Genomic DNA, 13,138 nt, shown 5'->3' with positions numbered 1-13,138 from the left:
TTCCGACAACTTTATTTAGCGCTGCAACAACGGCTGAATAGTTTCTGCCTGCACTTCGCCCGGCTCCTGGCGCAAACGCCGCCGCGCAATCTCCGCACCTTTCTTGCGCAGCGGTTGCTCGATCAATCGATAATTCAATTCAGACAAGACGATGATGAAAAACGCGGCGGTCAACAGCAACTCCATGGTCAGTCCGCCGTTAAAGCCGATATTGTTGTTTTGCGCATAGCGATGCCAGATTTCCTGGCTGATTCGATAAGCCGGGAAATGAATGACATATATTCCGTAAGAACGTGATCCTAACCATTCCAATGCAGGAGAAACCAACGGCACACTCATGATGTAACCGCTGTTGAAACTAGCCATGAATACCAGCATGGCCGAAACCATGGCAATTAAACCGACCGCAATCGGTGCGGCCATCATCTGCGCAGAAATTGCGCCGAGCATATAAAGCAACAACAGATTCAGCCCGAGCACTTTGAGCGGAGAGTTGCTCAGGAACACCGGCTCGAATTGTCGATAGGTCGCCGTACGCGAAAACAGGCAGATCAGGATGCCCCACATCATCGCGTCCAGCCGGAACGACGCGGCCATCGCCGTCACCGAGTTGGCAAATGGATTGCGATCGAAGCAGAACTGCACGGCGATCAGCAGCAGCAGAATTGCCACCCGCCATCTGACCGTCGTCACCAGCAACAGAAACAGCGGGAAGATGAAATAGAACTGCTCTTCCAGGGCCAGGCTCCAATACACCGAGTTAGGCCCAAGGATCATGTTGTACTGATTGGCCAAGTTTCCGCTGAAGGTGATTACCGCAGTAATACTCTGCAGGTTTTCATACCAAGTCCCGAAGGCTTTCGACTCGTTAAAACAGATCGATAGCACCAGCGGAATCAATACCCATAACCAAGCGGTAGGTAATAACCGATAGATCCGGCGAATCCAGAAGCTTTGCGCCGCCAGCCAAAAGCGTCCTTGTTGGCGATGTTGGTCGAACGAGTCGAGATAGGCCTTGCTGACCACATAGCCGGATATACAAAAGAACAGGTCAACACCCGTCCATGGCATATAAATACGAAACAGCGAGTTCAATAATTCTTGATGAAACGGCAATAAATTCGGCAAGTGGCTGAGCAAGGTCAAACCAATCGCTACGGCGCGCAGATATTCAATTTCCATATTCTTGGTGGCGGCCATGGCGTTACCCAGCCGCCTGAGGCTTACGGGCAATGATCGCCTGGCTCTTGGGCATCACTTGATCCAGCGCCTGTTTGATCCGCGGACCGTCACGGGTGGTCAACAGGGCTTCCCAGGTGCGCGCCCAGTTCTCCAGCAACGGGTGCCAGGGCGGCGACAGGTCTTGATTGCAGGTCCAGAAGAACGCCCACCACACCGACCAATAGAAGCCGTAATACGCCCGCCGCTCGATGATCAGCCCGGCATCGGTGACCAGTTTCTCGAACTCATCGCGGGCAAAAATGTTGATGTGGTTGGGTTTCTGGAAGTGCGCCGACGGCGCCAGTTGCTGCTGCACGCCTTCGCTGACCGCATCCGGCACGCTAAGCAGATACAGGGCGCCCGGCTTGCCGATGCGCACCAGTTCGCGGAGGAAATCCGCAGGTGCGTCGACATGCTCCATCACTTCCATGGCGATGACCTTGTCGGCATAGCCAGCGGCCAGCGGTAGCGGGTTGGCGTCGCTGACCAGCGGGTGCACAGCGCGCGCCTTGGAGTTCTGCAGGCGCTCGGTAACCGCGGCAATCTTCTCGGCATCGATATCGGCGAAGGTGACTTCCGCGCCCAGACTGGCGCAGAAATTGATGAACACCCCATCGCCACAACCGACATCGATCACGTGGTCGTCGGGATGGATCGGGAAGCCTTCCAGCAATTCGCCGCTGTCATGGCGAAACCAGCCACTCAGGGTGGCGTCTTCGAACGTGAAATCGGCTGCTACCGGAGCGGTTTCAGGGTTCGCTGGGGGGTGATCGGACGAGGTAACGATCGGCTGTGCTTTGCCCTGACCGAACAAATGGCGCATACGGCTCAGCATGTCATTGGATCCTTTCATTAAATCCCCCGGGTCCCGTGAATCTATTTATTTGTTGTTGGCCGGCAAAATTGGCACGGCCTTAATTTCGCCAATTTTTAGATAGGCTTACGGGCAATAATTATTTGCGTCTTGGGTAGCGTCTTATCCATGGTCGCGGCCAGCGCTGGCCCGCCCGGTAGCTCGATGGCTGCATGCCAAAGTGCTGACCAGTCATTGACCAATGAGGGATACGGCGCGGTCAGCTGGTTATGAGTGGCCCCAGTGAAATCGCGGCCTTCGGCATTGGCCGCAGTCCAATAAAACATCATCCACAGCGCCCAGAAGAACCCGTAGGAATGTCGCTCGATAATCTCCAGGCCAGCCCCGCTGACCAGTTCGGCAAACTGCTCGGCGGAAAACACATTGATGTGGTTGGGCGCCTGAAAGTGCGAAGCCGGCGCGACGGTTTGCTGGAGTAGTTCACTCTCACGGGCCGGCACGGAAAGAAAATACAAAGCTCCCGGGCGACCCACGCGATAGAGTTCGTTCAAGACGTCTGCCGGGCGCTCGACATGTTCGAGCATCTCCAGCGCAATGATCCGGCTGGCGTGCGCATCGGCTAGCGGTAACGGAAGGCTGTCGGACACGATGCCCTCGATTTGGCGGGCCGCGCTGTGTTGCAGGGCAATGCGCAGCGCTTCGACTTTGGCCGCGTCCGAATCGGTAAAAATCAGGTGCGCGCCACGCCGTGCGCAGAACTGGCTGGCCCCGCCACCGCCGCAGCCGACATCCAGCACGATGTCGTCGGCGCTGATCGGAAAGCCGCGATACAACTCATCACTGTCGTTCTGAAACCAGCCCCCGCGCACCGCATCGACCAGGCCGCAGTTCTGTGTGGCGGCGCTGTGCACGGGCGAGTTATCCGCCGGCGCTGAAGAGCCGAAGTACTTCTTCAGCCATTTCATACCGGTAACTCCAACGGCTGGAGAAACGCAGTTAATCGGGAATGGGCAGTGGCCCGCGAACAATGCACGCGCATCCGCTCAATCGCATTGCTGGAAAGTTCGGCATAGCGCGCCGGATCATGTTTGGCGCAGTCATAAGCGGCTCGATAAGCCGTCTTCAGTGATTGCCAATCGATTTGATGCCGCAGGGTGCGATAGGCCAGGCGCGGGTCATGGGACCAGGCGGTGGCATCCAGCCAACTGTCGACCACGAAACCCACTTCCGCATCGAGGTAATCGACCATCGCCGAATGCCTCGGGGAAATAGCCGGTTTGCCACAGGCGAGAAACTCCATCAACGGCAGACATTGGCCTTCGCCATGCGAGGCATTCACGGCAAAGGCACTGGCGCGGATTAAGTTGTCGAAGTTTTCGCCTTGCAGATAACCATGCAGGATCACCACCCGGCACTGAAAACTGGGCATCCGCGCCAAACAAATCAACATGCCGTGCATGGCCGATTGGTATTCATGGTGGCCCAGTTTGAATACCAGCGTGGCATCAGGAATATCGCGGAAGGCGGCGCAGAAGGCGGTCAACATATCCGACCAGTTCTTACGGCCATCGTAAGGATTGAATAGGGCGGTAAACACCACGCCGGACAATTCCAGCCGCTGATCCGCCGGCCGCCATTCCGGCATCCGCGGGGTTATCCCGGATGCGGAGGGGAGCGGCGGCTCCACCGTATTCCGCGGTTCCAGGCGCTTTTCGCCTTGGGCAAAAACGACTTCCACGGGCGGCTTGGTCGGCGCAACCGACTCCTTAACAGCCGCAGCTGGCGCACCTGGCCGGGGCAAAAACGGCAGATGCTGGCAAAGCACACGGAGGTACCACTCGCCCATGTAGCGCCGGGTAATCTGCCGGCGCGACTGTATGCGCGCTGCCTGCATCGGCGCGCTTGCTGCGCGAGCGGCGGCCTGGGCGCGCTCATGATCGCGAATCGCCTCAGCGACTTTTTCCGCCGCCTCTGGACCGGAAAGGTACGAGGCCAACGCCGCGTCGCGACTGTCCACCACCACACCCGCCGACACCTGAATGGCGATCGGCTCGGTCAACGGCAAGCCCGGCGGCTGGGCACGGAAGGCGGCGAACTTGTCCCACACCGGCGATGGCACCGCGATGATCGGGAACTCCGCACCCAGCTCATTGCGCACGGCTTGCACGATCATTTGCGAATGGGTAATCCCAGCGCCGCACGCACCCAGCACATGCCGCCAATCCTGTTGCAGCTCATCCAACCAGGACTCATTGGGGATGCTGTCGAATTCCCAGGCAAATACCGGAATGGTCGGACAGCGCAGCCCCAACGGCGCCTTGTGCGGCGGCGAGAACGCCAGGAACAGACAGTCCTCGCCGGCGGCGCAGGCCTGGTCGTACAGCGCGTCGACTTCGAGCTCGGGACGCTCGACCACCACCACCTCGCCCAACTGCTGCAGCACCGGGAGGAAGTCGCGCAGGACGAAGTAATAGCTGTACTCGGGCAACCCCAGGCTGGTGGAGATGCGCTCAGCGGTGACCTGTGAATAGACCAGCAACTTCATAGCGCCACCTGGCTACGTTGCTGCTGGCAATCGGCTCGATCAGACACCTGCACGACGCCGTGCAGAAACCCCTCCAACGGTGCGGCAACCGCGTCGATCGAGGCGAACGCCTGCATCTTCGCGTAGGCATGCCGCGACATGCGCCGGTAGTCCCCGGGCGCCTGTTTCGCGGTCTGGTAACTGGCTTGATACGCCTCTAACAGCGACTGCCAATTGAGGCGATGGCGGTGCGTGACGTAAACGCCGCGCGGGTCATGCGGCCAGCAGAATGGCTCCAGCGAACACTGCAGAAGAAACGCCAATTGGTCGTCCACATAGTCAGCCATGGCGGTATGTACGGGGGCGATGGCCGGCTTGCCTGCAGAAAGAAACTCCATCAGCGGCAGGCACAGGCCTTCGCCAGACGACGCATTCACGTAGAAGCTCGATGCTTGAATGAGCGCCTGGTACTGCGCGTCGTCGAGAAAGCCGTGCAGGACGATCACTCGGCAGCGGAACGGCGACAAACGCGACAACAGGGTCAGCAAGACGACGCGGTAATGCTCCAGATCGTGATGGGTCATCTTCACGATCAGCGTGGCATCCTCGACGTCCTTGAACGCCCAGCAGAACGCGGTCACCAGTTCGAGCCAATTCTTGCGGCTATCGGCCGGATTCAACACGGTCGTATAGACCACCCCACGCACCCCGATCAGCTGTTGCGTGGGTACTTCAGGGCTGGATTGTGGCGCAGCAACGGCGCTCGGTTGCGCCGCCGACGGCTCAGTTTTACTGGTCGCAGGCAGGGTGGCGGAGACGGAGACGATTGGCTGACGAACCTCACGCCACCAGCCCTGCAGTAACGCTTTGCTGTGCTGCCAGCTCAAGGCCAGGCGCCTTGGCGCTGGCTTTAACTTGGGCGCCTGCATCGGCTGCGGCGGACGCACCAAGCCGTCCGCCGACAAGCCCAGTACGGGACTGTCGATGACAATGCCGTTGAAGGTGAACTGCCGCTCGCCATGCTCGACGCGCACGCCGGCTGGCGAGCCGAGATGCGCATAGCGATTCCACACCGGCGCCGGTAGCGCCGCGAGTGGAAAGCCATCGCCGGTGGCTTGTCGCACCAGCCCGGCCGTTTCCTGGCTGGTGCAAATAACGCCCTGCACATTGGCGAACACATAACGCCAATCGTTCTGTGGATTGTCGCCCCAGGTCACGTCCGGGAGGCTATCGAACTCCCAGGCAAACACCACCACGGTCGGGCAAGCCAAGCCCAGCGGCGCTTGGTGGGGTGGACTGAAACTGAAGAACAGCACCTGCTCACCGGCGGCCCGATAGTGCTGATGCAGCGCCTCGATTTCCGCCGTGCTTTTGACAAATTTGACCTCCCCCAGGCGCTCCAGCGCTGGCAGGAAATCCTTCATCAGAAAGAAATAGCTGTATTCCGGTTTACCCAGGGCGCCTTGAATACTGTCTTGGTCAATCTTCGACCCCACGAGGATGATCATATGGCGACCGCTACTCCTATACATCCGGACGCTCAACACAGGCTCCGCACGTGCCAGCCATGGCTATCGGAATCACTGCGTGGCCCTCTGCGGGGCTCCGTCATTGTTTGCGCGCTGATCGCGGCAATTTCTTCTTATGTGATTTCATTTGTATAGAGTTTCTCGGCAAAGTCAAACGGGCGCTTTCGAAGCTGATCGCCACAGCTTTTCGAAACTTATCAGTCACTTTGCAGCCTCATAATCACCTCCCGTTCTCTCTTGTTTGCAGCGGCTGGCAACATAATCGGCGCCAGGAAGACGAGAATCCGCGAGGGCATTGAGCTAGGATTGCACTGTGCAGCGACTTCGTCGTGCCGTTCCCTGCTCAACAGGAGCCTGATCATGACTGCTTTACGTCTTCTTACCGCCGCCGCGGTGCTTGCCTTTGCCACTGGCGCTTCGGCCACCAGTTTCGTCTACACCACCGACACCACCGTTGGCGCCTTCAAAGGCACCTCGGACATTACCTCGGATATCTCCTCGTCTTTCAGCGACGACAAGATCGTCCGCGCCGCCCGTGACGATGCGGCCAGTTTCGTCGCCAGTGCCGGCGAGGTTCGTGGTGCGCAGCTGGAAGCGGCGCTGCGCCACATCCGCGGCCAGCTGCCGCAGCTGGCCGCCAGCGACATGCAGCTGGCGCAGGCCATCCTGACGCTCTAGTTCGCCACATTGCACTGGCTCCGGCCGGTGCATTCGGCTAGCCTTGCGGCCGCCCAAAACCGGCCGCTCTCCAGTAGAGCTTTTCACGCCACACCGAAGCGGAACCGGCGGTGGAAGCGGCGGTGGAAGCGGCCCGTCCAATCCGTCACGAGCCCCAAGCCTTCTGGAGACCTTCATGCGTAGCCCGCTCATCGCTGCCCTCGCAGCCCTGACCCTGCTGTGCGCCAGCGCCCAGGCGCAAACCCTGGTGGCCACCAGCAACATCATCGTCCGCGCGGTCGACCGCAGCCTCGATTTCACCTCCGACACCACTACCTCGATTCGCGACATGAAAGTCGTGGTCGCGGCGCGTGACGATGCCGCCAGCTTCGTCGCCAGCCACGGTCAGATTCGCGGCGCGCGTCTGGAAAGCGCGTTCCACGTCCTGCGCAGTCAACTGCCGGCCGCCCAGCAAGCCTCCGACCACGCCCTCGCCGAAGCCATCCTCGCCCTGTGAGCCGCTGCCGCGCCTGGTTGCTTGGCGCCGTCCTGCTCCTCGGCAGTGCAGCGACCCAGGCCGGACTGCGCCTGAGCCTGGATGCCGACGGCCTCGACCCGAGCCAGCGGCAGGCCACTCAGGCGCTACTCGCCGAAGCCCAGGCGGCGCTGCCACCGTTGTTCATCGAACGCCTCGACCGTGAGGTGCAGGTGCGCTGGAGCGATGACCTGCCGAATCCGGTATTCGGCCGCGCCAGTCGCCCCAACCGGCTGCTGCTCAACCGCCGCCTGCTGCCCGCACTGAGCGACGGTTCCGCCGCTCGGCAAAGCACCGGCCGACCGCACGGCACCTTGCGCGGTGAGCTGCTGGCCACCGTGCTCCACGAGCTGACCCATCTGTATGACCGCGCCCGCCTGTGGCCGAGTGCCGACTGGCGCCACCAGCAACGCTGCCGGCAGAACGCCAACACCTACGGACCGGTTGGCCTGACCGACGAGTGTCGCGGGCAGACCGCGCGGCGCTTCACCCTCAGCGACGACCCGCGCCTGCTCGATCTGGCCGGCTGGCCGCAATACGTTGGCCGGCGCGGCATGCGCGAACAGCACAACGCGCAAGACGCCCGTAGCCCGGATACTTACGAGCTGCGCAATCCGCGCGAGTTCGTCGCGGTGAACATGGAGTATTTCCTCCTCGACCCGAGTTACGCCTGCCGCCGGCCGACGCTGCATGCCTACCTGCGTGCGCATTTCGGCTGGGCCCCGGCGAACGCCCCGGCCTGCGCCAAGGCTTATCCGTTCCTCAACGCCGGCCGCGATTTCGCCCGCCAGCCACTCGGCCAGCTCGACCCCGAGCGCGTCTACCAAGTCGACTATCTGTTCGCCGAGGCCAACGACAACCTGGCCAGCCGCTGGGGCCACAGCATGCTGCGCCTGGTGATCTGCGCGCCCGGCCGGCCGCGCGGGCCGGACTGCCGGCTGGATCTCGACCAGCATCTGGTGCTGTCCTACCGCGCCTTCGTCAACGATGTGCAACTGTCCAGTTGGGACGGCCTGACCGGCGCCTATCCCTCGCGGCTGTTCGTCCTACCGCTCGATCAGGTGATCGACGAATACACCAAGGTCGAACTGCGCAGCCTGGCTTCGGTGCCGTTGAAGCTGACGCGCGAGGAAGTCCACGGCCTGGTCGAACACGCTGCCGAGCTGCATTGGGGCTATGACGGCGACTACTGGTTCCTCTCCAACAACTGCGCGGTAGAAACCCTCAAGCTGCTGCGCAGCGGCACCGCCCGCCCGGAACTGCAGGGGCTCGACAGCATCATGCCCAATGGCCTACTCGCCAGCCTGATAGGCCGCGGCCTGGCCGATCGCAGCGTGCTCGATGACGATAAGGAAGCCTTGCGCCTGGGCTATCGCTTCGACTCCTTCCGCGATCGCTACCAGGCCATGTTCGACGTGCTCAAGCAGCGTCTGCCGATCCCGCAAACCGCGGTCGAAGACTGGCTGGGTCTCACTGCCGTAGAGCGCCGTAGCTGGTTCCCCCAGGCCGATCTGCGCGCCAGCGCCGCAATGCTACTGCTCGAACAGGCCGCGCTGCGCCGCCAACTGTTGCTCGCCCAAGACCAACTGAAACGCAACTACCTCGGCGCCCGCGAACAGCTCGGCGACAGTCGCTTCGCCAAGGCCGGCGGCACCTTGCAACAGATTCTCGCCAACAGCGGCTTTCTCAGCCGCCCGGCGGAGCTGCTCGACAGCGGTTACGGTCTGCCCCAGGCCGGTGAATGGCAGCGCTTGGAACAGCAAAGCGCCGAGCGCCAGCAAGTGCTCAAGCGCCTCAGCGAGGATCTCAATCAGGAAGTGCGCCAGCTGCTCGACCCGGCGCTGCTGGCCGAAATCGAAGCCGGTGAAACCAACCTGCAGCAGCTCGGCGAGCACCTGCGCGCGCTGCACAAGGCCAGTGGCGGTATGCGGCTGCCCTAAGAACCTGTTTACGATCTCCTGGCTCGCGGCCAGACCGCGTTAAAAGTGGCCTCAAAATGCTCATTTACACTTCGTAAACTGCGCTTTTCCGGCCACTTTTGCCTTGTCTGACTCTAATCCAGAAGATCGTAAACAGGCTCTAAGCGCGCAGATCGGCCGCTTGGCTTTGTGATGGGTTCTGCGATACCCATAGATCCGCGCGTGCCGCGTGGGTATCGCTGCGCTCAGGCTAGGCGCGCCCACCCGTCCTACGGTCTGGCGTGCGCTGTAGGAGCGAATTCATTCGCGAGCCGGCGATGCTGGATAGTCCGCTTTCGCGAATGAATTCGCTCCTACAAAGGCCGACACAGGGGCGATTGGATGGGTTGAGCCTGCGATACCCAGCGCATCGCCATGATGGCTATCGCGATGCTCGCCCATCCGGACTAGAGCACCGCGATCGGCTCACAACCGCTCCTCATCCTCTTCCGGCAGATGCGAATCCAGATGCAGCCAGGGCAAGCGGTTTTTCACCCAGATATGCCGGTCGGGCTTGGCGTACTCGGGCTGGTCGAGAGTGGCGACGGTGATATCGATACTGTCTGGACTGCGCAGGCTGAACAGCGCCAGCTGGGCGCCGCAGGTCGGACAGAAATAGCGCGTACAGCTGGCCGAGGAGCGGTATTGCGCCGGCTCGCCAACGCTCCAGGTAAAACACGCCAGCGGCACGCTGATCCAGGTGGTCACCAGGCCGCCGCTGGTGCGCCGGCATATCGAGCAATGGCAGTGGGCGATATCGCGTAGCGGCGCGCTGAACTGATAGCGCAGGCTGCCGCAATGGCAACCACCCAGATGCAATTCGGACATAGAACCTCCCGCTTCATCGGCACGGTCTGGGCACATGCACAGGGGCCATTCACCACGATAGCCAATCGCAACCCGCGCCGACCGCAACTTGCAGCGAGCCGATTCGCCAACCAAGCTGACGGGCTGGCTGGCCGATGGCAGTCTTATGTGTGTTTACTGCCTGTCCCGCGCGCCAAGCGCCTACCTGCCGACCTGAACGGAGCCGCGTTATGGAGTGGTTGAGCAGCCCGGAGCTGTGGATCGCCTTTCTCACCCTGACGGTGCTGGAAATCGTTCTCGGCATCGACAACATCATCATGATCACCCTGCTCGCCGGGCGCCTGCCGGCCCATCAGCAGCACCGCGCGCGGATGTTCGGCCTGGCACTGGCGATGGTCACGCGCATCGGCCTGCTGCTGTCGATCACTTCGGTGATGCGCCTGACCACCGACTTGTTCGAGGTGCGCGGCCATGGCCTGTCGGGGCGCGACCTGGTGCTGCTGGTCGGCGGCCTGTTCCTGCTCTGGAAGAGCAGCCAGGAGATCTACTACCACGTCGAAGGCCTCGAGTCGGATGCCAGCGAGCCGCGGCGCCGGGCCGGCGGACTGATCGGCACGGTGATCCAGATTGCCCTGCTGGATATCGTCTTCTCGCTCGACTCGGTGATCACCGCGGTCGGCATGGTGCAGCACGTGCCGGTGATGGTCGCCGCCATCGTCGCCGCGGTGCTGGTGATGATGCTCGCCGTGGGCCCGGTCGGCGACTTCATTAATCGCCACCCGAGCCTGCAATTACTGGCCCTGTCATTCCTCACCCTGGTCGGCACGGTGCTGATCGCCGAAGCCTTCGACGTGCACGTGCCGCGCGGCTATCTGTACTTCGCCATGGCCTTTTCCCTGGGGGTCGAGGCGCTCAACATCCGGCGCAGTCGCAGTCGCAGTCGCGAAAAGTCGCCCGCCGCGGACGCGAAGCAGGAGGATATTTCCGGGCCCTGAGCGGCTTGCCAGTGGCGGCAACCCAGACATTCCCCGGATTGCATCCGGGCTACGAGCTGCCGCTGTGGCCGGGGGATACCGATTCCGTAGCCCGGATGAAATCCGGGAGCAGCGCGGGACACTCCCAAAACTTCTAAAACAGATCGAGCTGTACGTCTGGCGCCGCCACGCTGTCGCTGGCTGGCGCGTCGATCGCCAGCCGTTCGGCCAAGCCGGCGGCACGTTCGGCGCGGGTATTCACCGCCTCGGCCAGGCGCGCCGGCAGCGCCCAGATTTCCACCTGGCGTTTGGCGCGGGTGATCCCGGTGTACAGCAGCGCGCGGGTCAACAGCGGGCTCGGGGTTTCCGGCAAGGCCAGCAGCACTTCGGCGAATTCCGAGCCCTGGCTTTTGTGCACGGTCATGGCGAAGGCGCTGTCGTGGCTGGGCAGCCGTGCCGGGGCGAAGGCGCGGAACCCGTCCTCGCCTTCGAAGAACACTCGCAGGCCGAATTCGCTGTTCAGGCACAGACCGATATCACCGTTGAACAGGCCCAGCGCGTAGTCGTTCTGGCGCACCATCACCGGCCGCCCGACGTACCAGCGCTCGCGCGCGGCAATCCGTTCGGTGCGCTTGATCCGTGCTTCCAGCGCCTCGTTGAGACCGCTGACGCCGAACGCGCCTTCGCGCTGCGCGGTGAGCGCGCGAAAGCCGTTGAAGGCCGCGAAGGCCGCTGCCGGATCGCCGGTCTGCGTGGCAGCCAGATACGGCGCGTAGCCCTGTTCCAGGCGCTCGAGCAGCGCCTGCGGGGTCGGCTGCGGCTGCCAGACCAGATCCGCGCGCCCTTCGCCGAGCAGCTGCAGCGTGCCGGGCGCATCGCCAGCATTGATCCGCCGGGCCAGCTCGCCGATGCCGCTGTCGCCGGCAAACCGGTGGCTGTGGGTGAGCAGGACCACGGCGTCGCCCAAGCGCGAGCGCGGGTTCTCGATCGCCACGGTCTGGCCGCTGATGCGCTGCAGATCGGCCGCCGCCTGGGCATCGAAACCGCGCCCTTCGCAGAGTTCGGCGAACACCGCGCCGGCCTCGACGGCGGCCAGTTGATCCTTGTCGCCGAGCAGGATCAGCCGCGCGTTGGCGGGCAGGGCCGCGACCAGCTTGGCCATCAAGGCCAGGTCGACCATCGACGCTTCATCGACCACCAGCACGTCGAGCGCCAGCGGGTTGCCGGCGTGATGGCGCACCTGCGGGCTGTCGCCACGACTGCCGAGCAGGCGATGCAGGGTGCGCGCCTGCTCCGGCAGCGCGGCCTTGATCGCCTCGCTGACCGGCAGCGCGGCCTTGGCCTGGCGAATCGCCTCGGCCATCCGCGCCGCCGCCTTGCCGGTCGGCGCGGCGAGACCGATAGCCAGGCTGGTGCCCGACTGTTCAAGCAGCGCCGCGAGCAGGCGCACCACGGTGGTGGTTTTACCGGTGCCAGGGCCGCCGGAAATCACCGCCAGATTGCGCCGCACTGCCTGCGCGGCGGCCAGGCGCTGCCAGTCCGGCGCGGTCGTGTTGAAGGCGAACAGGCGCGTCAGGCTGTCGCCCAGCTGCGCCTCGTCGACCAGCGGCTGCTGCGCCGCGCGGGCCAGCAACTGCGCCGCCAGCTGCGCTTCGTAGGCCTGATAGCGGGCCAGATAGAGGCGTTCGCGGTCGAGGATCAGCGGCGCGAAACCACCTGCGCCGGCGACTAGCGAGGAGTGCTGCAACTGTTCGCGCCAGCGCTGCAGCGGCGGCAGATTGAACGCCACCTCCGGCCAGGGCCGTTGCCCCGCCCAGCGGGCCAGCGGCAGGCACACGTCGCCACGCCCCAGCGCTTCGCAACACAGCGCGGCTGCGGCCAACACGCCGACCTCGGCTTGCGGGTCGAGGCGGTGCAGGCTGTCCAGCAGCGCGCGTTCCAGCGGGCCGAGCGGCAAATCAGCGAGATTCATCGGCCAACCTCCCGATAGCGGCGGCAGTAACCCGTAGCCCGGATGCCATCCGGGGCCATGGAAATCGGGTCCAGTTAACCCCGGATTTCATCCGGGCTACGTAGGTTGGGTCGAGCGCCTCCGCCCATCCGAGGGAACGCCCGCGCA

At 63.0% G+C, this 13,138-nt stretch carries 11 protein-coding genes; 4 read left to right on the top strand and 7 right to left on the bottom strand.

What is annotated here, in order from left to right:
* Positions 1 to 15: 15 nt before the first annotated feature.
* From NVV93_RS00660 to NVV93_RS00640, 5 genes are all read right to left on the bottom strand, one after another.
* The gene (locus tag NVV93_RS00660) at positions 16 to 1,200 is read right to left on the bottom strand and encodes an acyltransferase (protein ID WP_258252542.1); all 1,185 of its coding nucleotides are present in this window, start codon (positions 1,198 to 1,200) and stop codon (positions 16 to 18) included.
* A 4-nt stretch (positions 1,201 to 1,204) separates the two neighbouring features.
* On the bottom strand, positions 1,205 to 2,056 hold the full coding sequence (locus NVV93_RS00655; RefSeq protein WP_258252541.1) for a methyltransferase domain-containing protein: 852 nt from the start codon (positions 2,054 to 2,056) through the stop codon (positions 1,205 to 1,207).
* Positions 2,057 to 2,151: 95 nt separating this feature from the next.
* Positions 2,152 to 3,000 (bottom strand): class I SAM-dependent methyltransferase, encoded by an 849-nt coding sequence (locus NVV93_RS00650; protein WP_258252540.1) that lies wholly within the window; start codon positions 2,998 to 3,000, stop codon positions 2,152 to 2,154.
* On the bottom strand, positions 2,997 to 4,580 hold the full coding sequence (locus tag NVV93_RS00645; RefSeq protein ID WP_258252539.1) for a glycosyltransferase: 1,584 nt from the start codon (positions 4,578 to 4,580) through the stop codon (positions 2,997 to 2,999). The genes NVV93_RS00650 and NVV93_RS00645 overlap by 4 nt, the downstream gene beginning before the upstream one ends.
* Positions 4,577 to 6,067 (bottom strand): glycosyltransferase, encoded by a 1,491-nt coding sequence (locus tag NVV93_RS00640; RefSeq protein ID WP_258252538.1) that lies wholly within the window; start codon positions 6,065 to 6,067, stop codon positions 4,577 to 4,579. Before NVV93_RS00640 ends, NVV93_RS00645 begins: the two co-directional genes overlap by 4 nt.
* 381 nt (positions 6,068 to 6,448) lie before the next feature.
* On the opposite strand from NVV93_RS00640, the gene NVV93_RS00635 reads away from it, so the two are divergent.
* The 3 genes from NVV93_RS00635 (at position 6,449) to NVV93_RS00625 (ending at position 9,220) form a co-directional block, all read left to right on the top strand.
* Entirely contained in the window at positions 6,449 to 6,766 is a 318-nt protein-coding gene (locus NVV93_RS00635) for a DUF2388 domain-containing protein (RefSeq protein ID WP_258252537.1), read from the top strand.
* 175 nt (positions 6,767 to 6,941) lie between these two features.
* Positions 6,942 to 7,262, top strand: coding sequence for a DUF2388 domain-containing protein (locus NVV93_RS00630; protein ID WP_258252536.1), 321 nt, complete (start codon positions 6,942 to 6,944; stop codon positions 7,260 to 7,262).
* The gene (locus NVV93_RS00625) at positions 7,259 to 9,220 is read left to right on the top strand and encodes a DUF4105 domain-containing protein (protein ID WP_258252535.1); all 1,962 of its coding nucleotides are present in this window, start codon (positions 7,259 to 7,261) and stop codon (positions 9,218 to 9,220) included. Before NVV93_RS00630 ends, NVV93_RS00625 begins: the two co-directional genes overlap by 4 nt.
* A 444-nt stretch (positions 9,221 to 9,664) precedes the next feature.
* Here NVV93_RS00625 and NVV93_RS00620 read toward each other — a convergent pair whose 3' ends face one another.
* A complete protein-coding gene (locus tag NVV93_RS00620; protein WP_258252534.1) occupies positions 9,665 to 10,066 on the bottom strand; it encodes a GFA family protein in 402 nt (133 codons plus the stop codon).
* Positions 10,067 to 10,275: 209 nt separating this feature from the next.
* On the opposite strand from NVV93_RS00620, the gene NVV93_RS00615 reads away from it, so the two are divergent.
* The gene (locus tag NVV93_RS00615; RefSeq protein ID WP_258252533.1) at positions 10,276 to 11,040 is read left to right on the top strand and encodes a TerC family protein; all 765 of its coding nucleotides are present in this window, start codon (positions 10,276 to 10,278) and stop codon (positions 11,038 to 11,040) included.
* 133 nt (positions 11,041 to 11,173) lie between these two features.
* Here the strand turns inward: NVV93_RS00615 and recD are convergent, their stop codons facing one another.
* Positions 11,174 to 12,991 carry an exodeoxyribonuclease V subunit alpha gene (gene recD / locus NVV93_RS00610; protein WP_258252532.1) on the bottom strand — a complete coding sequence of 606 codons (1,818 nt, stop codon included), beginning with the start codon at positions 12,989 to 12,991 and terminating at the stop codon, positions 11,174 to 11,176.
* Positions 12,992 to 13,138: the final 147 nt, after the last annotated feature.

It is taken from the genome of Pseudomonas sp. LS44 (assembly GCF_024730785.1).
Taxonomy (GTDB): domain Bacteria; phylum Pseudomonadota; class Gammaproteobacteria; order Pseudomonadales; family Pseudomonadaceae; genus Aquipseudomonas.
Note: the sequence above shows the minus strand (reverse complement) of the source record. Positions and strands in the feature narration are given on the sequence as shown.

Bases quoted from the DNA above. Each gene is read 5' to 3' on its own strand.
- NVV93_RS00620 (WP_258252534.1), bottom strand. From the start codon at position 10,066: ATGTCCGAATTGCATCTGGGTGGTTGCCATTGCGGCAGCCTGCGCTAT.
- NVV93_RS00650 (WP_258252540.1), bottom strand. From the start codon at position 3,000: ATGAAATGGCTGAAGAAGTACTTCGGCTCTTCAGCGCCGGCGGATAAC.
- NVV93_RS00655 (WP_258252541.1), bottom strand. From the start codon at position 2,056: ATGCTGAGCCGTATGCGCCATTTGTTCGGTCAGGGCAAAGCACAGCCG.
- NVV93_RS00635 (WP_258252537.1), top strand. From the start codon at position 6,449: ATGACTGCTTTACGTCTTCTTACCGCCGCCGCGGTGCTTGCCTTTGCC.
- NVV93_RS00615 (WP_258252533.1), top strand. From the start codon at position 10,276: ATGGAGTGGTTGAGCAGCCCGGAGCTGTGGATCGCCTTTCTCACCCTG.
- NVV93_RS00630 (WP_258252536.1), top strand. From the start codon at position 6,942: ATGCGTAGCCCGCTCATCGCTGCCCTCGCAGCCCTGACCCTGCTGTGC.
- recD (WP_258252532.1), bottom strand. From the start codon at position 12,991: ATGAATCTCGCTGATTTGCCGCTCGGCCCGCTGGAACGCGCGCTGCTG.
- NVV93_RS00645 (WP_258252539.1), bottom strand. From the start codon at position 4,580: ATGAAGTTGCTGGTCTATTCACAGGTCACCGCTGAGCGCATCTCCACC.
- NVV93_RS00660 (WP_258252542.1), bottom strand. From the start codon at position 1,200: ATGGCCGCCACCAAGAATATGGAAATTGAATATCTGCGCGCCGTAGCG.
- NVV93_RS00640 (WP_258252538.1), bottom strand. From the start codon at position 6,067: ATGATCATCCTCGTGGGGTCGAAGATTGACCAAGACAGTATTCAAGGC.